A 21,100-nucleotide genomic window follows, 5' to 3' on the forward strand; every position below is an offset into this window, starting at 1 on the left:
GCCCCCCGGAGCCCGAAGTCTTCGACCGCTGCCGGCACCCGGGCTCGTGGCGCACGTCTTCGCACGGGTGCCCTGGATCGGCGGACCGGAGGAGGCACTTGCGGTCATCCGCCGACGCGGCGAGTGGCCGATCGCGGTGCCCATCCCCCCGGACTTCTTCGCGGACCGGCTGGGGGCTCACGGCGTCGACGAGATGGTGGCCTCCGGCTTTCCTCCACTGCCGCGGCAGCCGTCAACAGGTGCGCCGGTACTTCAGATCGGGGATGTAGTGGGCCCACTGCTCGGCGCTCAGCCCTTGCGCGGTGCGGGCGCAGGCGAGGTCGAGGGCGCGTGTGCGCACATCGTTGAGCTTGGTGAGGCTGTTCAGGTTGACGGTGCCGTCCGCGGAGGCGGTCAGCAGGGTGCGGTTGTCGGCGCTGATCGCCACGGAGGTGACCGCGTCGGTGTGATGGCTGCCGACCACACCGAGGTCATAGGGGTGGACCACGTCTGTGACGTCCCAGAGGATCGAGGTGTAGTCGGCGCTGCCGGACACCAGGGTGTGACCGTCGGGGCTGAAGGCCAGTCCGAGGACCCAGCTGCCGTGCTGGATGAGCGGCGGGCCGAGATGGCGTGCCTCGGCCGGGTCGGTGATGTCCCAGAGGATGATGCTGGAGTCCAGGCTGCCGGTGGCGAGGGTGTGACCGTCAGGGCTGAAGGCCACGGAGGAGACCCAGTTGGTGTGGCCGGCAAGCGGCTTGCCCAGTCGGTGCGGCCGGGCCAGGTCGTCGATGTTCCACAGTCTGGCCGTACCGTCCCAGCTTCCGGTGGCCAAGGTGCGTCCGTCGGGACTGAAGGCGACCGCGTCCACCCCCGCGCTGTGGCCCCGGAGCGGTCGGCCGATCCGCCGGGGACGGGAGGGGTCCGAGGTGTCCCAGAGGGTGATCGCGGCGTCCCCGCCGACGGTGGCGAGGGTGTGCCCCACGGGACTGAAGGCCAGCCCGTCGACTCCGCCGCCGTCGGCGGTGAACTGTTCGATCTTCCGGAGACGGTGAGGGTCGCTGCTGTCCCAGAGGATCACGGTGCGGTCCAGGCTGCCGCTGGCCAGTATGCGTCCGTCGGGGCTGAACGCCAGCCCGAACACCCTGTCTCCATGGCGCGCGCTCTTGGGCGTGGTCCCCTCGGGATGCTTGGGATCGGCCAGATCCCACAGGGTCACCTTGCCGTCCCCTCCGCCGGTGGCCGCCGCACGGCCGTCCGAGCGGAGCGCCATGGCCTGCACACCACTGGAGTCGCCACCGAGGCGGGCGGAAAGCGGAACGCTTCCGCTGTCGGTCTTGCTCTGCCACAGGATCACCGTGTTGTCGGCGCTCCCGGTCGCGAGCAGGGCGCCGTGCGGGGCGAAGGCCACCGCGCTGGTCCGGTTGGACGCTCCGGTGATGGAACTGGCGGTCATACGGGGAGCGGACGGGGCCGAGGTGTCCCATACGGTCGTGTAATGGTCGGCGAGTGCGATGTCGATCTGGCTCCGGAACACCTCCAGCGCCTCCACCGGGGCGTCTCCGGCGGGGATCTGGCCGATCCAGCCGGGATGGCTCGGATCACCGGCGTTCCAGAGGTCGGCCTTGCCGTCTCCGCCACCGACGACGAGCGTGCGACCGTCAGGGGTGAAGGCGAGGGCGGTCACCCCGCCCGCGTGGCTGACCGGGCTCTTCAACCGCCGGGGGCGAGTGCGGTCGGTCATGTCCCACAGAACGGCGGTGCCGTCGGCGCCGCCGGTCACCAGCAGGTGCCCGTCGGGCCTGAAGGCCATGGACGACATGTCCGCGTTCTGGGCTGACAGGGGCTGTCCGAGCGGTTGGGCGTGCGGAGGATCGCTGGTGTCCCAGAGCCAGACCCCGCCCTCCGCCGCACCGGCCGCCAGGGTGCGTCCGTCCGGCGCGAAGCCCATGGTGTGGACGGCGGCCGGGCCGGTCAACGACTCACCCAGACGGCGCGGTTGTCCGGGCGAACTCACGTCCCACATCTGGACGGTGTGCCCGGCCCGGTCACCGCCGCCCGCCGCGAGGACATGCCCGTCCGGGCTGAACGCCACTGCGTACACCCCGTGGTCGGGGCTTGGCAGCGGCCGGCCGAGCATCCGGGCGTGCTGGGGATCGCCGGTGTCCCACAGGATGACGGTGCCGTCCTGGCTCGCGGTGGCCAGCGTCCGCCCGTCGGGCGTGAACGCGGCGTCCACCACCGCGGCGGTGTGTCCCGACAAGGTGCCGGCATAGGGGGTGAACAGGCTGCTGAGGAGGTTCGCGGTCGTCGCGGGAGTGTGGTCGAGCCGGTCGGCCGCGATGCCGAGTTGCAGCGCAAGGCGTGGGTCATTGGGACGGGCGGAGTCCGCGTCGCGCACCAACGCCTCCGCGAGCGCGGCTCGTTGCTGCCTCTGTGCGTCGTCGCGTCCCTTCACGGCGAAGCCGGTCGCCACCAGCGATGCCACCAGCAGAAGGGCCAGCGTGACGACCGTTCCCGTCCGCACGCGGCGGCGTTGCCGCTCGGCTCGAGCGCTCGCGGTGAAGAACTCGGTCGCCGACTGGCCGAGTCGGCTGCCGCTCCGGCCGGGGTCTCCGAACTGGTCCCGGACCAGCTCCAGTTGGCTCCCACGATAGAGACCACTCGGGTCGCGTCCGGATCTCTCCCAGGACTCGGCCGCGTCCAGGAGCTTCTGCTGGACCAGCAGGCCGGCCCGGCTGGTGTCGATCCAGCGGCGCAGCCGTGGCCAGGCGTGCAGCAGCGCCTCGTGGGCGATCTGGGCGGTGTCGCCGTCAAGGGTGATCAGGCGCGCGGCGACGAGTCCGTCGCGGGCGGCCGCGACGGCGGCGGCTTCGTCCGGCGGGCGCTGCGCCAGCAGATCGGCGAGGTTGAGCCGCCGGCGGGTGTCCTCGGTGCTCTCACTGATCCGGACCATGCCCAGCAGCATCAGCTCGGCGGCTCGCCGGGCGTCCGGGGCGAGGCTGTCATAGGTGAGATCGGCCTGTTGGGTGATCGCGTCCCAGATCCCGCCGGTCGCGGCGTACCCGGCGAGAGTCAGAGTACGGCCCTCGCGGCAGCCCCAGGTCAGCCACAGGGCGTAGGACAGCAGCGGAAGGGTGCCGCCGGCGAACTCGCGGTCGGCGCGCAGATCACGCAGCAGTGTGTCGGCCAGACCCGCCTCCAGCTCCAGCCCGGCCACTTCGGCGGGTTTCTCGATCGCCTCGCGGAGCTGCTCAGGCGTCAATGGCTCGACCGGGAACTGGCGGTGCTTGAGCACACCGACCAGGTCGGGGTACGCCATACAGGACGCGTAGAAATCCGCCCGGACCGCGAGCACCACCAAGGCGGGCGCGCCGACGCCGGGTTGGTCGCTCGCCGCGGCCGAGCAGATCGCCGCGATGAAGCGCCTCCGTTCGTCCTCGTCCTGGCAGACGGTGAACAGTTCCTCGAACTGGTCCACCACCAGCAGCAGTCTCCCGCCCGGTATGTCCGCACCTCCTCCCTGCCGGCGTAACGCGCGACGGATCAGGTGGGCCGAGCGGGCCGGGTCCTCGCGCAACTCCGCGGCCAGCTCAGCCTTCGGGCATCCGGTCGGGCCGGCCAGTTGACCGGCCAGGCTGTCGATCGGATGTTCGCCGGGGGTGAGGATGAACTGCGGCCAGGTACCGGCCCCGGGCAGCGGGAGCTCGCCGCGCTTGACGGCGGGCAGCAGGCCCGCGCGCAGCAGCGAGGACTTTCCGGCGCCGGACAGCCCCATCAGCGCGACCGGACCACCGTCCTGCGACCATTCGGCCAGCCGAGTGAGCAGCTCGGTGGTGACCGGGGCCCGGCCGAAGAAGAACCGGGCGTCGTCGGCGGTGAAGGGATCGAGGCCCGGATACGGGCAGACCTGTTCGTCGGGTGGCTCCGACGCCGCCGGGACGGTCGGCGGCGTGGGACGGCGTGCGGCTACCGGGTTGGCCGCCAGCACCAGGTCGCCGGCCCTGCCACTGAGGTGCCGCTGCGGTGCGGGGAGTTGCCGGAGCGGCAGGACACGGCGGAGATGCCGGTAGGCACCCTCGAGGGTGAGTTCCCGCGGGCCGCCCGGATCTCCCTCGCGCAGAAAGCGCACCAGCTCCCCGGTGAACGCCGTGTACGGCTCGCCCGGCAGCGCCAGCGCCTGTTCGTCCCGGGAGGCCGAAGCGAGGACATAACTGCCGCTGAGCGAGGCCAGCGCGAACGCATCGGAGGCGGCGGTACCGAAGGAACCCTGGGCGCGCCCGGCGAAGCAGCAGTCCAGCACCACGACGACGGAACGCGCCCGGCAGTTGCTGAGGGCGTCGCGCACCGCCTGATAGGGCAGCGCCTTGAATGCCAGCCCCTCGGCCAGGTCGTCCGTCGCGGCCGTGGCCAGATAGAGCTCGTTGCCCGGGCTCACCAGCCCATGACCGACGTAGTGGAGCAGCAGGACGTCCTCGGCCTGCCGGGCGGCCGCCATGACGGCGTTGCCGAACTCGATCGGGTCTCTCGGATCGAGCAGCGGCGGGAGAAGGTTCTCCGGCCGCAGCCCGCAGCGGTCCACCAGCGTTCGGCCGAGCTCATGGACGGTGTCCGACACCGCGGGCACGTCCGGCAGTCGCGAACCGGGCAGGTGCCGTCCGGTGCCGATGAGCAGAGCGCGGGATCCGGGAGAGCTGAGGCCGGTCTCCAAGGACGCACGGGGCAGGTCAGCCCGCGTCATCGGGTTCCCGATCGCCGACGGGGCCGAGGGAGCGGGAGAGTTCGGCGGTCATCCGCTGTATCTGCGCCGCGTCCAGGCCGCTGACATTGGTGGCACTGAACTCGGTCGATGCCCCGTCCGGCCGTACCACCTTGACCGAGACGTCGCCGGTACGCCGACGCAGCCAGGAGATCAGCACGCTCGCGACAGCCGTCGCCACGCCTCCCGGGGCGAGCGCGACGGTCAGCGCCTCCACGACCGAACCCAGCGCACCGGGCTCCGGCGGAGGCAGCTCCAGCCGCACCCGGCCGCGCAGCTCCTCCTCCGCGACCAGCCAGTCACGCAGCGAACGAAGCTCGTCGGCCGACCGATCGCCGACGACCTCGACCACCATCCGCTCGTCCACCCAGGCCTCCCGCCGCCCGTGGCCCACAACCTTCACCATCCTGGCAGAGGGACGCCCACCAGAACGACGATCGGTGAGACTTCCTGCGTGGTCCCGACGTCCCGACGCCGCCGACCCGCGCTGTCGGAGTACCGATGTCGGTGGCGGCTGTAAGAGCTCCGAACAAAAGTGGGGCCCGGCGGGCGGCGCCCGGCACGCACGCTCGCCGCGTTGCCGGAAGGCCCTGGTAGCTCCGCTACAAGGACCTTCCGGCGCCTTGCGATCGCACGCACCGGACACCGCCCGCTGATCGGACCCCACTTTTGTTCGGAGCTCTAAGGCTGGAGGGATGAACGGCGATGAGCAGCTGCTGCGCGGCCGGGTCTACGGCCGTGACCACGACGACCCCGACCCGGGACCGCTCCCGCACCGGACCTACGCCTCGCTCGTAGGAGGGCCGCTGGACGGACTGTTGCTGGACATCACGGGCTGGCGGCCGGACGAGATCGACGTGGGCGCCCCCTTGCCCACCGAACTGTCCCGGTGGCCCGGCGGCCGTGCCCTGTACGGCCCGCGCCCCGACGAGCCGCGCGCGCCCGGCCTGGGTGTGATGTGCCGCTTCTACCACTCCGGCGACACACCCTGATGAGCCCCGACCAGGGCTCGACCGCGACGCCGACCACAAGGGGCCTCTGCGTCCGCTGTCTCAGCCGGGTGTGCGTGCTGTGACGATCGGCTCGAGAAGCCAGCGGCTCCTGGAGGCCCGTAAGAAGGCTCCGGAGAACGAGCCCTTCCTGGCGGCCGAGATCAACTGGTAGGGGGTGAGCGGCAGCAGCCGAAGCCGTCCCGGTCCTGGCCGGCCCGTTCGGGCTGCGCACGGCCCATCGGATGGACCGTGCGCAGCCCGGCCTTCCCCGTCAGGTCAGGGGAATGGTGACCTCGTCCTCGACGGGCGGGTCGATCTCCTGGGCTCGCCCGCCGGTCGCCGCGAAGCAGCGCAACCGGACCGCCTCCGGAGTGACGTCCAGGCGCAGGAACGACTTGAAGAACGGCGGGCTGTACGTGGCCGAACCCGGTGAGAACAGCTGGGTGTAGAGCTCGCGCACCGGAAGGCGGAACCGGGCCCGGCGCTCCGGGGGACGACCGGCGCCGAGCAGGCTCGCGACCAGACGAACGCGCCGGGTGACCCGTACCGGTGCGCCGTTGGCGCGGACGGACGGGACGCCGAACCGCTCGGCGACGACGGCCATCGCCTCGGCCTCGCTGAGCGTGAAGAAGCGGCGCAGCCGCAACCGGCGGCCGTAGAGTCCGCTGTAGAAGGCCAGCGAGTCACCACGCAGCGGATAGCAGCGGAAGTCCGACTCCGTGACGTTCGCGACGGACACACGCGGGATGGTGTGAGTGGCGTGCATGAACGCGCCTCCGCCGCCGGAGACGACGTACTGGACGGTGCGGCCGTCCACATCCACCGGATAGCGCTGGTAGTTGTGGATGTCGCCGCCTATCGCCGCCACATAGCGGTGGGCCGGGTCGCGCACGATGTCGTCGACCGTGCCGCCGCCGTCGATGGCGCACGGGTGGTGCTCGCCGTCCACGTACAGCGGCGATCCGGTGAGGAGGATCTTCGGGCGGGGTCCTCGGGAGACCTCTCGCAGCCAGGCGCCCTGCTCGGCGTCGATCGTGCCGAGCAGGCCGGTGTCGATGCCGACGATCCGTACCGGCCCGGCGTCGATCGCCCAGTACGGGCCCGGCTGGACGGCCTGTTGGCCCGGACGCGACCTCAACTTCTGTGCCTCGGTGAAGCGTTGCTCGTCCACCGGACGCGGCCGGTGCCACAGCAGCGCACGCCACCAGGCGCGGCTGAGGGGCCGGGGCCCCGGTTCGGGCGGCAGCGGCGGGGCGTCGTCACTGAAGACGCGCATAAAACCGCCGAGGTCCTCGTACCAGTCGTGGTTCCCCGGGATCGCGTAGACGGGGGACGGATAGTCCTGGTACGGGCGGAAGAACTTGGTGTCGTAGTCGTCGGTGCTTCCGACCGGGTAGATCACATCACTGGCGATCACGGCGAACGACGTTCCCTGACTCGCGTTCAGGAAGCCCGGCACAACGGCGTATTGGGCGTCATCGCCCGCGCCGGTGTCACCGATGACCATGAAGGAGAACCGGTCCGCCTCCTGCCTCCGGATCACCTTGTCCGCTGGGGCGCCGGCCGCCGCCCGCTGTGCCACCCACCGGGCCCGGGTCCGGCCCGTGGGATCCCCGAACCAGGAGGCGACCACGCCGTTCCGGGCGGCCCAGAGGACACGCGGGTCGAGCCACGACAGCTTCTGGACCCTGGCGGGCAATAACTCCCGGTACGAGCCGGGTTCGGCGGCCGTCCAGCCGGCGCCTGCGACAGTGTCGCGTGAGGAGTCAGACACCCGGGCACCGTAACAACGATCATGCCCGGCGTACGAGCGGGGTCCGGCGATCTCGACGCCAGGCCCCCTGCACGGCCAACTCGCCTGTTGAATCGAGGCGTTCGTGGTCACACACTCATGCCATAGCCCAGTTCCTCGGCTCCGATGTGCCAGAAGGAGTTCTCGTCGGCGACGGCCTCGGCATCATGTGCTCCGAATCGTTCCAGCAACGCTTCTGTGAGCGCGTCGGCGGCCTGCTCGGCCAGGTCCACGGCCTCGGCGTCGCCCGGACCGACGCCGGGCCCCTCATATGCGGCGGCCTCGGCGGCGGCCTCCTCATAGGCGCGGTTGAAGGCGACGAAGGCCTCGACGCTGGAGTTCACCAGGTGGGGAGCGTCGTCCTCCGGCAGGTACCACAACGAGCGGTCGTCACGCCGCACTCCGAGCGCGCTCAGTCCTGGGTCGACCGCGACCAGGGCATACCGCACACCGTCGACCGTGCGTTCACTGAAGGGGGAGTCCTGCCATGCCCCGGGGTACGGGCAGTGAGCGCATCCGGCCAGGAGCGAGGCGAGTTCAGCGTCTTTCATACCGAGAGCTAAGCCCGTGCCGCCGACTCCGGCAGCACTTCGTGTCCGGCGAGGTAGAGCCTGACGCGGCACTGGTCTTCGGCTTCGACGAACACCCGTTGCCCCCAGTGGGCGGTGAGGCGGTGCGCGAGGGCGACCAGCCGACGGCGGTCTTCCTGTGTGTACGCCGGGAAACGTACCCAGCCTCGGTCGGCGATCTTGTTGCCGAGCTCGCTGAACAACACGGCTTGGAAGCGCCGCTCCTCCTCGTCCGTGAGCGGCGTGGTGATGCTCTCCGCGGGGCGCAGCCGGACGTTGTAAAGGTCTCGTATCACTGCGCGGCTCGCAATCTGCTCAAGGTCCGTTCATGAGAGCCTACCGGTCTGATCGGCACCCGCCGTGATCCGGTCCGGTGGGATCAGGCGCTGGTCAGCGCGGCCCGGCCGCGGTCGGCCTTCACCGGACCTGCGGCGGACGGCCGGATGTCGAAGTCGAACATGGCGGTGGGCACGTACAGCGAGCAGCAGGCGTTCGGGATGTCGACGATGCCGCTGATGCGTCCCTCGACGGGTGCCGAGCCCAGCAGCAGATAGGCCTGTTCGCCGCTGTAGCCGAACCTCTTGAGGTATTCGACCGCGTTGAGGCAGGCCCTGCGGTACGCCAGGGTCGCGTCCAGGTAGAAGTTGGTGTCCGTGTCGTGGTCGACGGAGACCCCGGTGAAGGTGAGGAACTCCGTGTACTGCGGCTCCACGTTGCCCGGGATGATCACCGGGTTGGTCGTGATGCCGTACTTCTCCATGCCGCCCTTGATCAGGTCGACGTGGAAGTCGGCGAAGCCGCCCATCTCGATGGCGCCGCAGAAGGTGATCTCCCCGTCGCCCTGGCTGAAGTGCAGATCGCCCGCCGAGAACTTGGCGTCCTTGACATACACGGGCAGGAACGCCCGTGAACCGCGCGTGAAGTTCTTGATGTCCTGGTTGCCGCCGTTCTCGCGGGCGGGGACCGTGCGTGCGCCCTCTGCGGCGATGCGCTCGGCGATGCTGCCGGTGGCCGTGCCGGTGAGCGCATTGGTGCTGTCCGGCGGGATGGCGAGGGGCGGGACCCGGTCCGGGTCGGTGTCGATCAGCGCCTTCTCACGGGCGTTCCAGCGGGCGAGCATCTCCGCGGAGGGGGCCGTTCCGAACAGCCCGGGGTGGGTGATCCCGGTGAACCGGATCCCGGGAAGGTGACGGGAGGTCGCCTGCTGGCCGTGGAAGTCCCATATCGCCTTGTAGGCGTCCGGGAAGTAGTCGGTCAGGAAGCCACCGCCGTTGGCCTTGGCGAAGATCCCGGTGTAGCCCCAGCTCTGACCCGCCGCGTTCCCGGTCTGCTGCGGGACGGGGCCGAGGTCGAGCAGGTCGACGACGAGCAGGTCGCCGGGTTCCGCGCCCTCTATGCCGATGGGGCCGCTGAGCATATGGGGAACGGTCAGGTCGATGTCGCGCACATCGTTTGCGGAGTCGTTGTTGCCGATCTGGCAGTCGGTCCAGTCACGGCACTCCAGCCGAAACTCCGCTCCCGGCTTCACCATGGCGACGTCGGGGACGTCCGGGTGCCATCTGTTGTGACCGGGAACGTCCTGTTCGCGCATCGACTTGCTCTGGTCCACACTGAAGAGAATTTCGGGCATGACGGCTCCTCGTATCAACTCAGGGCCGCGGGAGCGGGGGGTGCGGTGGGCGTTTCGGCCCTGACTCCGGCCCGGTACGCAGCGGCACCTCGGAGACCACTGCCGGGGCCTCACGGGACCGTTCCTCCCGTTCGCGGAGGGCGGCGGACGCTCTCGAGGTCAACGACAGGCCGGGCGCGGAGTACAAACGCCTCGCAGCCCGCGCACAGACCGGGCAGTCATACACCGCCGGAGCTTTTCCGACCGCCGACTTCACATCGAAAGGGCCGCACCGGCCGCACAAGTATTCGTAAGTGGCCATTATCGCTCGCTCCGGAAACGTTGGACACTCATGAAATCCCGCGAAAATGAGTTTGTGGCGCGCTGCGAAAACGCAGGTCCATTTCCTCTCTTCAAGGAGACGTCCCACCCATGCGGGTGTCAAGTCAGGGACGGCCCGACCACCCCTCTCGGGCTCAGACGGCCCGTGGCGTGCACATCAATGCATGTGCGGGCGGTCACATCGATCAGTCGGCTGCCGTGCGGAACCGGTGAAGGTCCGGGGCGAGGGAGCGGAGTGAGGCGATTCACTCCGAATTCACTGGACGCTTGCGGGTGAGGGTTTTAGCTTCGGTGAATAGTTTGTTCTCTTATGCGGGGCTCCGGCGCCGCGCATACTGTGCCGACAAGAAAACAAGAAGAACGCCGGGAGGGCGGATCGGTGAGCAACATGGACGCCGTGTGGGTACGAGGCGTGAACGGCATTCAGTTGCATCACGTGACCGACCTTCAGGACGCCGGCAGGTTTTTGGGCAACGCGATGATGGCCCTGCGGGCCGCACATGTGAGGACCGGCGCCGACCAGTACGCCGGCATCGCCGCCGAGCTGAAGAGTCTGGTGCGCCGGGTGCGGGAGCTGGAGGACGAGGCGCGCTCGCGCATGCAGGACCTGCATTCCACCGACCCCGAGCGGTTCGCCCGCTGCCGCGACGGTCATGAGCCATGGCCCGGTGAGATCCCGGCCGGGTTCATACCGCGTCACACCTGCAAGGACGAGTGTCTCTACCACGACCGAGGCGTCATCGACGCCATCATGCAGTGCACCTGCGGGCAGCCGCCGTGCCGGGCGTGCGAGATCGGCGGCAAGCTCTGACGAGCGGAGACGGACAAGGTGCCCGGCGCATGCCGGGCCCCTTGTGTGTCGGTGCGCTGGTGGAAGGGCGGCACGCCGGAACGTCGGAACGTGCGTGTCCGCGAGAGCTCAGCCGCTCGCGATACCGAGTGCCGTACGGATCTCACTCGTCAACCGTGCGTCCAGGCCGGGCACCGTCATCCTGTTCTTGACCAGAGCGAAGGAGAACCGATGCGCCGGGTCGGCGAAGGCCGTACTGCCGCCCGACCCGCTGTGGCCGAAGCCGCCCGCCGGGCGCACGGACTTCTCTCCGCTGTCCCCGATCACGAAGCCGCCGCCCATCGTGCAGGTCGTGCCCATCATTCTGTCCACCCCGCTCACCCACCCCGTGGTCGCCTCCTTCAAGGTCGCCGCCGACAGCAGCCGTACACCCTCCAGCTCACCGCCACACGCCAGTGCCGCATACAGACGGGCTGCTCCACGCGCGGTCATGATCCCGTTGGCCGGCAATGCGATACGCCGGAAATCGTCGCGGTTGCCCAACTCCGCCACCGGCAGCACCCCGTGGGGAACGCAGCGGAAGAACGGCGCCCCGGGCGGCATTCGTTCCAGACGCGCCGCCCAACCACCGTCGTAACAGGTGGCCACCCTCGACGTCAGGTGCTCAGGGACATGGAAGAGCAGCTCGTCACCGATCCCGAGCGGACCGGCCAGCTCGTCCCGCAGCAACTGGTCGCAGGTCCGGCCGGTGGCCCGGCGTAGGATCTCGGCCAACAGCACTCCGTAGGTCCAGGCGTGGTAGCCGAACGCGCTTCCGGGCTCCCACTGCGGCTGCTGCCCGGCGATCCAGTCGGCCATGGCCGGCAGGTCGAGCAGCCGCTCCGGGGTCACGTCCGCGGGCAGTTGGGGCAACCCGGCCGAGTGAGCGAGCACGTGCCCCAGAGTGACCCGCTCTTTCCCCTCCGCAGCGAACCGCGGCCAGTACCGCGCCACCGGCGCGTCATACGCCAGCACCCCCTGGTCCACCAGTACCGCTACCAGGGCAGCTGCCACGCCCTTGCCGGTCGACCAGGCCGGCACCAAGGTCTCCGGCCCCATGGGCCGTTCCTCGGCGACGTCGGCCGTTCCCGCCCACGCGTCGACCACCAACTCGCCGTCGCACCAGGCCGCCACCTGCACCCCGGCCTCCACGCCTGATCCCGTCAACTCCGCGAGGATCTCCTCGACGCGCCGTTGCGCCGGACTGTCCGGCACCGTGCTGGTGTTCACAGACCCACCTCCCCCTTCGTTCGGGGCGCCGCGATCAGGTTCGCCCGTTGAGCCCAACGCGGCTCCGACCAGAACCGTTCCAACGGTCGCTGAACCTGCACTGGCAACTGCGGCCTCGCCGTGGTGAATACGCTGGAGCGCTGCTGGACAGTGACGCACCCGCGCGGCTCGTGGCCGTGGTCACCAAGGAAGTCGTGGAGCCTCTCGCCCCGGTACTTGCTGTGGAGACCATGCTGAGCAGGGCGGTGATCTTGGCCCCGTCGTCCGGCCGCCTGAACCGCGCTTTAATGCCCAGGTGGTGAACTGGACGCAGATGCATGACTGCTACATGGATGTCGATCGCGTCCCCGCGCTTCTGGAACGGGTGGAGCTCGAGGACAACGCCGAAGCGTGGGAGGAGTTGAGATACCGACTGGTCCTCGAACACGACCTCGTCTTCCCCGCCGGCTTTGCCGCCCTGCCGCGCCTGGTGCGTCTCGCCTCGAGGAGCGCACGGGCGCGTGGACTGGCCGGGACGATCCTACGACGTGCGGCAGGACACCACGGCTGCGACGATCTGCTGGCGGACTGCGCCGGCGCGATCGCGGAGTTCCGTAAGCTGCTGGATCGGCACCTGCAATCGCGGCCCGTCGATTACCTCGCCACCTTCCTCGATTTGCTCGCGGCCAAGGAGCAGTACCACTGGAGTGCCGTCCTGGGCGACTTTACGGACGATTTCTACCACCTGACCTGCCCCCACTGCGCCGTGGAAGTGACGATCGCCATCGGGGACTACGGGCGCTATTCAGCGATCAGGGACTGGCACCAAGGTGACGTGGACCGTCGTGTCCTGCGGCAGGCGTCGCGCGAGGGGCTCTCCGGTATCGGACGGTGGATGCACGAGACTGCCGTCCGCGACGGCCGCGAGGCACTCGCTGACGGAATTGCTCACCTCTTCGGCAAGGGTGAATGCCCATGCTGTGCGAGCGTGTTCAACATCGCGGAGGAGTACACGTCTGCCAACCGTCCCGTCCTGCGGTAGGCCACGGTGAATCGGACGTCATCGGGCAGGGCTCAGAAGCGAAGCCACAGCCGGATCGCGGCGACGGTGACCGCCCCATGAAGGACGTAGGCACGATTGTCGAAGTGAGTGGTGACGGCGCGGGGCCTCTAGCCTCGATCCTTCGTGACGGTCCGCCGACGGAGTCGCTGGACCGTTTCACTTTGTGTGGCTGATGGTGGGCAGGGCAGTGGCCCGGTTGTCGCATCGGGTGAGCGCCGGGTTCCACTGCTCCGGGTCGAGATGGTGCTGTTCGTCGAGACAGGGAGATCTACTGGTCAGCCGGGGTTCGGCAGTTGAGCGAGTCGGTCGAGGGCGGCCGTGATGTCGTGGGTCCAGGGCCAGTGGGCTGCGAGGCGGAGGATGCGGCGGCGGCCGGTGGTGACGAGTTGTCCGGCGTCGGTGAACAGGCGGAGCCTCAGGCGGCGGGGCTCCCAGAGCCGGGCCTTGCCGGCCAAGGCGAGCATGGGCATCCAGGCCAGCAGGTCGAGCGCGATCTGCACGATCTCCAGCCAGACCTTGTTCTGGGCGGCCGTAGCGGGACCGAACCGGCCTGGGAGACGACCCGACGGCCGTCGCCCCGGACACGCACGCAGGGATAGGAACCTATAGGCTGCTTCACCTGGAAAGTGCCTCTGGTTTCAGCGGGAACAAGGCGAACTCGAAAATCCTCATTCTTGCTGTTCAGGGGCATTCTCTGCTGAACTGACCACCTGTCGGACAGCCCGCTTCATGAAGGCGCGAGGTTAGGGCGAGTGATCGTCCGTCTGCCGCCGGCGGCTCTGGTTCCGTTCGGTACTGACGAGGCTGGTGCGCTGCAGCGCATGGAGGGTCGTTCACAGTGGGCAGGACCGGTTGAAGCAACTGCCCTGCTTGTGTACGGAGTAGTCCCAACGCTTGGCTGAACACCCGTGCCCGGGCCCCGTGACAAGAGCCCGGGCACGGGTGTAGACGGAGCACAGAACAGAGTCCGTGGTAGGAAACGAACGGAGCGGTGATGAGCGCAGGTTCCGTGTTCCCTGGGAAACTCCGAACTCGGCGATGTGGAGCGGTCCTGTTGTTGGCTGGGGTCCTGGCAGGTTGCGAGAGCGCTGCCACTGATGGCTCCGGTTCCTCATCAACTACGACACAGGGGACCAGCGGCAGGGGCGTGGTTTCAGCGCCCCCCAGCAGTGCGCGGGGCGCTCGGTGTCTCAAGGTCGCGGATGATGCACGATCTGCTGAGTCGGGCGGCGTCCAAGCCGGCCCTTTCGATACCGCTGCCTTGGCGGCGAGCTCGGGGGTCGCCAAGTTCTGGGTTGCCACTGCGAAGGAGCAGAAGACGCCGCATGACGCGTTGATCCGGGTGGAAGCCATCGGAGGGGTGGGGCCAGCTGATCCAGCCGTGTACGTCCGCCCCGCGGATGCAACCGTTGCTGTGACTCCTACGCCGAAGCGAGGGCCGAAAGAGATCTACAACGGGACGATCTTCGTTCCGACCGCTTCTGGCGCCAAGCTGCGCATAACGGTTACTATCGGTGACGAGTCAGGATGCTTCGAGACGCACGTCTGACCTGACCTCGCTGGTCACACGGGTGATCGCGGTGCCTCGCAGCGGCCCATCAGCGCAAACGAAGGCTCCGACTATGGAATCTTGGTCGGACCATCGTCGTATCGCGGGCGCAGTGGCGCAGATCTACACGGCTTGCGGACGATCAGCCGCCTTCCCTTGGGGTGGCCGTCGAGGATGTCGCAGGTCAGTTCGGCGGCCCAGGCACCGTCACGGACCTCACCGTCCGTCTCGATGGCCGAGGTCCAGGCCGAGGCCGGGATCTTCAGCGCGGGCTGGTGGATGGTGTCGGCGATGGTCATGCCGACGTCCGGTCGAGACCGGTCTTGCTGAACTGACCACCTGTCGGACGGCCCGCTTCATGAAAGCGCGAGGCTGGAGCGCGTGTCACTCGCAGAAAACCTGCACTTTGGCGTCAGGGTCGTCGACGTCGACGGTGACCTCGTCGAGCTGGTCGATGAGGTCCTCGAGGTGCTGTGGCTTGAGCTCCGTGAGGTCGATGGGTACTCCCGACCTGTTCAGCTCGTCGTTGACCTTGGTGAGTGCTTGCGGCGGGAGGAGGCTGGTGAGCCGGACCCCGGCGCGCAGCAGCTGGAGCGGGATCCGGATGTCGACTCGGCTCGCGCCGTCGTCGCCACCGGAGCCGTCCGCCGCGTCCACCATCACACGCAGGTACTTGGGGCGGCTTTTCGACCGGGGTGCGGCGCCCGGCGTCGGCTCGGGCTTCTCGCGGTCGAGGACGTCGATCAGCCGCTCGGCCTCGTCCGCGGTGATCTTGCCTTCGGACAGCATCTGCAGGACCTGACGGCGCTGCTCGTTCATGTCGTTCTTCCTCTCCGATTCATCTGACGCTTATCAGGAAGGCCGTTCGGCCGTCGTCGATCTCGAACCGGGTGCCGGGCAGTGCCCACAGCAGTTGCCCGGTGCCGCGCAGCGCGCCCATCGGACTGATCCGGGTGGCCGAGCAGGCGACCAGTCCAGCCGATACGGCGAGCAGCAGCAGCGGTGACAGCGCCAGTACGACCGGCACCACAGGGACGTACAGGCGGCGCCGGCGGCCGTCGGAACGGCGATAGCGCACCGTCACCAGTTGCGGGACCATCAGGCCCCCTCCAGCTCGGACAGTGCCTCCTGGGCGCTGATCTCCCCGCGCTGAAGGCGATCGATGACATCGGCGGCGCTGGTGGACGGTGGGGCGGTGTCGACGAAGTCGAGGTGTTCGGCGATCCGCTTCAGGCGGGACTTGATCGTCGGGTAGCTCACCCCGAAGATCCGCTCCATCTCCTTGATCGAACCGTGCGACCGTACGAACGAGGCAACGAACACCTGGTCGTCGACGCCGAGTTGAGCCAGTTGTGGCGGCTCGAACTGCCCCTCGACCGCGACGCCGCTGTCGGCGAGCCGGACCCGCTCCACCACGAACGGTCGTCCTTGGGTCAGGTCCGTCAGGTCCTGCCAGTCCACCCTCGGCTCCTGTGCTCTCGGCGGCGTGCTTGCCATTCAGTTGTACATTGAGTTTTTTAAGGGGTCAATGCAGAAAACTTAAGATCTGTGGCTGTATATTCAATATTTACGTCTGAGGGCTCCCGCGCCCGCCGACGGGGATCCATGGATGGGTGGGGCTGTGCGTCGAGGTACCGGTGTCTGATGTCGGCGGACGAGACGACGAGCCGGCCCTCGCGGACCTGCCACTCGGTCGTTCCATCGACTTCGTGACTGGCAAGGAACAGGCCCCGGACGAGGTCTCCGTCGTCATCGGAAGCCGGGATCCGGGCGATCTCTCGGAGCTGGCCCATGAATCAGTCCAGAGCCGACTCCCGGATGTCGGCGCCGTAGAAGAGGTAAGAGGTCCAGTTGACCCGCTGCCGAGGTGTGGTCCAGCCGCTGGAGTAGTGCTCGTCGGTGTGGGACGAGATGATCTCCTGGGCGGCGGCGAGTTGGGTCTCGTCGCACTCAAGCCACCCTCTGACCGACACATAGACGCCCATGTGTATGCCCTTTCTGTCGTTGCCGGTCCTGCGCCGCCCAGGCGTTCGCGGCCGCTCGGGAAGGCCCGGCGGAGGCACGGTGCTCACCGTCAGGGACTCGCCGGGCCTTCCCGCTCGCCCGGTCAGGGCTGGATGTTCTCCAGGTCCTCCAGAAGGCCGACGTGCCTCGGCTGCCAGCCGAGAGTCTGCCGGGTGTGGGTGCTGGACGAGGGCTGGTCGGCCGAGAAGATCGGGCCGAGGGGGCCGTAGGTCTCCGTCGGCACCGACTCGACCGGCAGGCCCAGTCGCCGGCCGATGACGGTGGCGATGTCGCGCACCGGGTCTCCCTCGTCGGCCACGGCGTGCCAGGAGGTTCCGGCCGGAGCCTCTTCCAGGGCGAGCCGGAGGAGGACCGCCGCGTCGAGCGCGTGCACGGCCGGCCAGCGCTGGGTGCCGTCGCCGGGGTAGCCGGACACCCCGCTGCGGCGTGCGATGTCGGTCAACAGCCCGGCGAACCCGCCCGTGCCCTCGTTGTGGACCGTGCGCGGCAGGCGTACGGCCGTGCTCCGCACCCCGCGCGAGGCCAGCTCCAGGATCGCCGTGACCGCGCGGCCGCGACCGCCGACCGGTCCGTCCGTCGACACCGGGTCGGCCTCGGTGGAAGCGCGGCCCGGCACATACGGCGTACCCGAGACCGTGACCAACGGGCGGTCGCTGCCCACGAGTTCCTCGCCCATGGCCGCGAGGGCGGCGCTTTCCTCGGCGACGGCCCGGGCGACGGCCTCGGCGCTGCTGAAGTCGTGGCTGAAGGCCAGGTGGATGACCCCGTCGGCCCGAGCGGCCCCGGCACGGAGGACATCCAGATCGCCGAGACCTCCCCGGATCGCCTCGGCGCCCGCCTTCTCGGCGGCCAGCGCGGACGCGTCGGAGCGGGCGAGTGCGAGGACGGTGTGGCCGTTGCCGAGCAACTCGGCGACGACGGCGGAACCGATCAGGCCGGTGCCGCCGGTGACAAAGACGCGCATGAAACACCTCTGAAAAGTGATGGGACCTTTGTCTTATGACGTTAGCAGAGTGATGGGACAAGAGTCCCGTCGCTATGATGGGATCCATGGCTCGTTGGGAACCGGGGGCGCGTGAACGCCTCGTCGTCGCCGCCGTCGATCTGTTCACCGAGCAGGGGTACGACGCCACGACCGTCGCGCAGATCGCCGAGCGCGCCGGGGTCACGAAAAGCACCTTCTTCCGGCACTTCCCCGACAAGCGCGAGCTGCTGGTGGCCAAGCAGGAGATGTTGTGCCGGTTGCTGGCCGAGGGGGTCGCCGAGGCACCCGAAGGTGCCAGCCCGCTCGCGGCGGTCGCCGCCGGTCTCGAGCGTGCCTCGAGTGCGATGGGCCCGGTGAACCGTGAGCTCGCCTCTCGACTGAAGGCCGCGGTGTCCGCCAGCACCGAACTCCAGGAGCGCGACGCCCTCAAGAGTCTCAGTCTGGCGGCCGCGATGACAGATGCCCTCGTCGCCCGCGGCGTACCCGACCCGACCGCGGCACTCGCGGGCGAGCTGGGTGTCCTCGCCTTCAAGCGGGGATACGCCGCATGGTCCGAGGGCGACCGTGACGCCGAGGACGAGCTCGCCGGGTACACCCTGGCGGCCTTGGACGAACTGCGTGCGGCGAGCGCATCGCTGGGCTGACCGGTCGGCCACGCCCACTCATCGGCTGTTTGCGCGTCGCCGCGTGGCCCGTCGCTGTCAGATCTCCCGGGCCGGAGTGTCGTCGTCCGCGATCGTGGCGGAGAGGGACCGCTGGCCCGTGATGCTGCGCGCACGGAGGACGCCCCAGCCGACGAGCGCCGCAGAGGCGACCGTCAGGGTGAGTCCCGCGGTCGTGACGGCGTCCCGGAACTGCGACACCTGCTGGGTGCTCCAGTGCGAGGAGGCGATGTTCCCGGTGAACAGGGCCGCGAGGATCGTTCCGGTGACGGCCACCCCGATGCCGGTGGCGACCTCGGAGGAGGTGTCCACGAGTGCCGCGCCGATGGAGGTGCGACTCTCCGGGAGGCCGCGCAGGACGTTGGTGCCGGCCACGACGCCGACCATGCGCATCCCGGCGGCGGTGAGCACCAGCGCGACCGCCACCCAGAGGTAGCCGTAGTCGCTCAGCAGGGAGTAGACCGCGAGCCCGGCCACAACGGCCGCGGAGCTGAGCCATGCCGCTGTCTCCATGCCCACCCGCTTCACGAAGGGGGTGATCAGGGCGCCGCCGCCGATGAGGACGATGACCTGGGGCAGCATTCCGATGGCCGCCAGCCCGGGTGTCCAGCCCCAGTCGAGCTGTAGCTGCAGGGTGACCAGGTAGCCGAGTCCGGCGGTCGCCAGGCCGGTGGCGGCCTTGTGGGCCAGTCCGCTGGAGACCAGCGGATGGGCGATGAGCCTCAGATCGAGGAGGGGGTGGACGGCTTTTCGCTCGCGGACGACGAAACCGATCACCGCCAGGACGGCGCCGGCGCCGGCCATCCACGCGCCACAGGAGCCGGCCCCCTCATTGACGAACAGCGTCGGAGCGAGCAGGGAGAGCGTGATCGCCGCGGTGCCCAGCACCGCACCCGCGACATCGACCGGATCGCGATGCAGACGGGCCTTGTCGTCTGCGGCGACGCCGACCCGGATGCCGATGAGGGCGAGTACGGCGATCGGCACATTGACCAGCAGCAGGACCTGCCAGGGAGCGAACGCCAGCACGAAGCCGCCCGCGGTGGGGCCGACCGCGAGGCCGATGAGGCCGACGGTCGAGATGAGCGTCATCGCGCTCACCCGCAGCCGGTCCTCGTCGAAGAGGCGGAAGGCCAGAGCCATGGACCCCGGAGCCGTCATCGCTGCCGCGACGCCCATGGCGCCCCGGACCGCGATGAGTTGCTCGGCCGAGGTGACGAACGCCGTCGCCAGACTCGCGACGGCCAGCAGGGACAGTCCGGCCAGCATGATCCGCCGTCGGCCGACCCTGTCGGCGACGGCGCCGAAGACCAGCATCAGTCCACCGAAGACGAGCGAGTATGCGCCCGTGACCCACTGCAATGCGGTCGTGGACGCGTGCAGTTGGCGTCCGATCGTGGGCAGGGCGACATTGAGGATCGAGTTGTCCAGCATCTCTACGAGAAACACCGCGGACAGTCCTGCGAGGGCGATCCACGCCTCCCGCAGCGACGCGGGCGCATCCGCGGACCCGGTTGTCGGCTGGCCGGCTGTGGTGGTGGGGCGATGTGCACGCATGCACACTCCTCGAGGTTCGAGTAGCGGCGTGGTGCATCGCGGCGGCGACGGTGTCCTCAGTCTGTTTCTGTCGCGGGGCGGTGAATGTACGCCCTCGCCGTGCGCAGACTGCTTTTCCCACGGGGGTGAAGGGGGATTGCAGTGCGCAATCTAACACGGGGGACGGGGCCGTCACCGTGGAGCGGTGCTGCGAGCGGTCGCGCATGGCCGACTCGGTAGGTGTCGAGGCCTGGCCCTCGGCCGTCCCTCCCGGGGGGTGGGAAGGCGTGTTTTCGGCCCATCGAGCCACGGAATTAAGTCAGTCGGTTGATTTAAAAGAGATGCTCGGGTTTTAGTGGGCGGGCGACCGAGCGGAGGAGACGACATGAGCCGGACGAGCTCTGGTGAACTGCGGTGTACGGAAGGTGTGTTGGCCACCCCGCTGCACGAAGTGCCGGTGACATGGTGAACGACACCACTCACCGGACGGAGCGCAGATCCCTTCGTGGGGCCGGGACCCGTGAGGCGATCATGGCGGCGGCCGAGCGCCTGTACGCCGAGCATGGTCTTTCGAACGTCTCCAACCGGCAGATCGGCGAGGCGGCCGGACAGGCCAACACCACCGTCGTCAGCTATCACTTCGGCAGCAAGACCGCCCTGGTGCGCGCCATCATGACCAGCCACGGGGGCCAGGTCGAAACCATCCGCCGGCGCTATGTGGAGGACGTCGGCGACAGCGACGACGTGCGGCAGTGGGTCCGCTGCCTGGTCCGCCCGGTGACCGAGCACCTGGGCGCCTTCGGTGTGCCGTCCTGGCAGGCGCGGTTCGCCGTGCAGGTGCTCACCGACCCCCTGATGCGAGCGCTGGTCACCGATGAGTCGCTCACCCGCGACAGCCTCCGGCAGACCCTTTCCGGCCTGGGCAGATGTCTGGAGTCCACCCTGTCCGCGGAAGTGCGCCGCGAGCGCGGACAGATGGCCCGGCACCTGATCACCCACACCTGCGCGGAGCACGAACGGACCCTGGCCGACGGCACGGCCGAGCCCGGCGCCTCCTGGCCGCGCACCGCGACGGCCCTTGAGGACGCGCTGGTGGGACTGCTCACCGCCCCCACGACCCACCCCACCGGACGCCGTCGATGAAGTACCCCGCCCATGAGCGGGGGCGTCCCCGCGAACGCTGAGACCCGCCCGCCGGGT

Annotated in this window: 19 protein-coding genes and 2 pseudogenes; 5 read left to right on the forward strand and 16 right to left on the reverse strand. The window is 69.2% G+C overall.

Annotated elements, in window-relative coordinates; all coding sequences use genetic code 11:
• Window positions 1-232: 232 nt before the first annotated feature.
• Entirely contained in the window at window positions 233-4,720 is a 4,488-nt protein-coding gene (locus tag CP978_RS33660) for a caspase, EACC1-associated type (RefSeq protein ID WP_052454462.1), read from the reverse strand.
• Window positions 4,707-5,144, reverse strand: a complete 438-nt coding sequence (locus tag CP978_RS33665; RefSeq protein ID WP_207312859.1) for an effector-associated constant component EACC1 — start codon at window positions 5,142-5,144, stop codon at window positions 4,707-4,709. Before CP978_RS33665 ends, CP978_RS33660 begins: the two co-directional genes overlap by 14 nt.
• Before the next feature lie 289 nt (window positions 5,145-5,433).
• On the opposite strand from CP978_RS33665, the gene CP978_RS33670 reads away from it, so the two are divergent.
• On the forward strand, window positions 5,434-5,730 hold the full coding sequence (locus CP978_RS33670) for a hypothetical protein (RefSeq protein WP_043447369.1): 297 nt from the start codon (window positions 5,434-5,436) through the stop codon (window positions 5,728-5,730).
• Window positions 5,731-6,001: 271 nt separating this feature from the next.
• Here CP978_RS33670 and CP978_RS33675 read toward each other — a convergent pair whose 3' ends face one another.
• The 5 genes from CP978_RS33675 to CP978_RS36505 all read right to left on the reverse strand — a co-directional run bounded on the left by CP978_RS33675 (window position 6,002) and on the right by CP978_RS36505 (window position 10,022).
• On the reverse strand, window positions 6,002-7,504 hold the full coding sequence (locus CP978_RS33675) for a metallophosphoesterase family protein (RefSeq protein WP_043447372.1): 1,503 nt from the start codon (window positions 7,502-7,504) through the stop codon (window positions 6,002-6,004).
• A 107-nt stretch (window positions 7,505-7,611) separates the two neighbouring features.
• Complete coding sequence (locus CP978_RS33680) at window positions 7,612-8,073, reverse strand: SUKH-4 family immunity protein (protein ID WP_043447374.1); 462 nt, start codon at window positions 8,071-8,073, stop codon at window positions 7,612-7,614.
• 8 nt (window positions 8,074-8,081) lie between these two features.
• Window positions 8,082-8,387 (reverse strand): hypothetical protein, encoded by a 306-nt coding sequence (locus tag CP978_RS33685; RefSeq protein ID WP_043447377.1) that lies wholly within the window; start codon window positions 8,385-8,387, stop codon window positions 8,082-8,084.
• Window positions 8,388-8,470: 83 nt separating this feature from the next.
• Window positions 8,471-9,721, reverse strand: a complete 1,251-nt coding sequence (gene fmdA / locus CP978_RS33690; RefSeq protein ID WP_043447379.1) for a formamidase — start codon at window positions 9,719-9,721, stop codon at window positions 8,471-8,473.
• A 19-nt stretch (window positions 9,722-9,740) separates the two neighbouring features.
• Window positions 9,741-10,022: an FmdB family zinc ribbon protein gene (locus CP978_RS36505; RefSeq protein ID WP_079162448.1), complete on the reverse strand. Its 282-nt coding sequence runs from the start codon at window positions 10,020-10,022 to the stop codon at window positions 9,741-9,743.
• Between the two features lie 408 nt (window positions 10,023-10,430).
• On the opposite strand from CP978_RS36505, the gene CP978_RS33700 reads away from it, so the two are divergent.
• On the forward strand, window positions 10,431-10,853 hold the full coding sequence (locus CP978_RS33700; protein WP_043450259.1) for a cell division protein ZapA: 423 nt from the start codon (window positions 10,431-10,433) through the stop codon (window positions 10,851-10,853).
• Between the two features lie 108 nt (window positions 10,854-10,961).
• Here CP978_RS33700 and CP978_RS33705 read toward each other — a convergent pair whose 3' ends face one another.
• Window positions 10,962-12,101 (reverse strand): serine hydrolase domain-containing protein, encoded by a 1,140-nt coding sequence (locus CP978_RS33705; protein ID WP_052454463.1) that lies wholly within the window; start codon window positions 12,099-12,101, stop codon window positions 10,962-10,964.
• A 295-nt stretch (window positions 12,102-12,396) separates the two neighbouring features.
• Here CP978_RS33705 and CP978_RS33710 point away from each other — a divergent pair, with 295 nt between their 5' ends.
• Window positions 12,397-13,122 (forward strand): hypothetical protein, encoded by a 726-nt coding sequence (locus CP978_RS33710; RefSeq protein WP_043447382.1) that lies wholly within the window; start codon window positions 12,397-12,399, stop codon window positions 13,120-13,122.
• A 296-nt stretch (window positions 13,123-13,418) separates the two neighbouring features.
• Here CP978_RS33710 and CP978_RS33715 read toward each other — a convergent pair.
• The 7 genes and pseudogenes from CP978_RS33715 to CP978_RS33745 form a co-directional block, all read right to left on the reverse strand.
• A pseudogene (locus CP978_RS33715) lies at window positions 13,419-13,676 on the reverse strand (transposase); the annotation flags it as partial.
• 1,105 nt (window positions 13,677-14,781) lie between these two features.
• Window positions 14,782-14,997 (reverse strand): annotated as a pseudogene (locus CP978_RS33720) (IS1380 family transposase); the annotation flags it as partial.
• A 79-nt stretch (window positions 14,998-15,076) separates the two neighbouring features.
• Window positions 15,077-15,511 (reverse strand): SHOCT-like domain-containing protein, encoded by a 435-nt coding sequence (locus tag CP978_RS33725; protein ID WP_043447391.1) that lies wholly within the window; start codon window positions 15,509-15,511, stop codon window positions 15,077-15,079.
• A 19-nt stretch (window positions 15,512-15,530) separates the two neighbouring features.
• Window positions 15,531-15,791, reverse strand: a complete 261-nt coding sequence (locus CP978_RS33730) for a hypothetical protein (RefSeq protein ID WP_043447394.1) — start codon at window positions 15,789-15,791, stop codon at window positions 15,531-15,533.
• Entirely contained in the window at window positions 15,791-16,153 is a 363-nt protein-coding gene (locus CP978_RS33735) for a DUF2089 domain-containing protein (RefSeq protein ID WP_043447397.1), read from the reverse strand. The genes CP978_RS33730 and CP978_RS33735 overlap by 1 nt, the downstream gene beginning before the upstream one ends.
• 335 nt (window positions 16,154-16,488) lie before the next feature.
• Window positions 16,489-16,677, reverse strand: coding sequence for a hypothetical protein (locus tag CP978_RS35335; protein ID WP_063839102.1), 189 nt, complete (start codon window positions 16,675-16,677; stop codon window positions 16,489-16,491).
• A 122-nt stretch (window positions 16,678-16,799) separates the two neighbouring features.
• A complete protein-coding gene (locus CP978_RS33745) occupies window positions 16,800-17,681 on the reverse strand; it encodes an SDR family oxidoreductase (protein ID WP_043447399.1) in 882 nt (293 codons plus the stop codon).
• A gap of 86 nt (window positions 17,682-17,767) precedes the next feature.
• Between CP978_RS33745 and CP978_RS33750 the strand changes: the two genes are divergently transcribed.
• Window positions 17,768-18,346 (forward strand): TetR/AcrR family transcriptional regulator, encoded by a 579-nt coding sequence (locus CP978_RS33750; RefSeq protein ID WP_043450263.1) that lies wholly within the window; start codon window positions 17,768-17,770, stop codon window positions 18,344-18,346.
• A 57-nt stretch (window positions 18,347-18,403) separates the two neighbouring features.
• On the opposite strand, the gene CP978_RS33755 is transcribed toward CP978_RS33750, so the two are convergent.
• The gene (locus CP978_RS33755; protein WP_079162451.1) at window positions 18,404-19,921 is read right to left on the reverse strand and encodes an MFS transporter; all 1,518 of its coding nucleotides are present in this window, start codon (window positions 19,919-19,921) and stop codon (window positions 18,404-18,406) included.
• 441 nt (window positions 19,922-20,362) lie between these two features.
• On the opposite strand from CP978_RS33755, the gene CP978_RS33760 reads away from it, so the two are divergent.
• Window positions 20,363-21,043 (forward strand): TetR/AcrR family transcriptional regulator, encoded by a 681-nt coding sequence (locus CP978_RS33760; RefSeq protein WP_043447402.1) that lies wholly within the window; start codon window positions 20,363-20,365, stop codon window positions 21,041-21,043.
• Window positions 21,044-21,100: the final 57 nt, after the last annotated feature.

It is taken from the genome of Streptomyces nodosus, from assembly GCF_008704995.1.
GTDB lineage: Bacteria > Actinomycetota > Actinomycetes > Streptomycetales > Streptomycetaceae > Streptomyces > Streptomyces nodosus.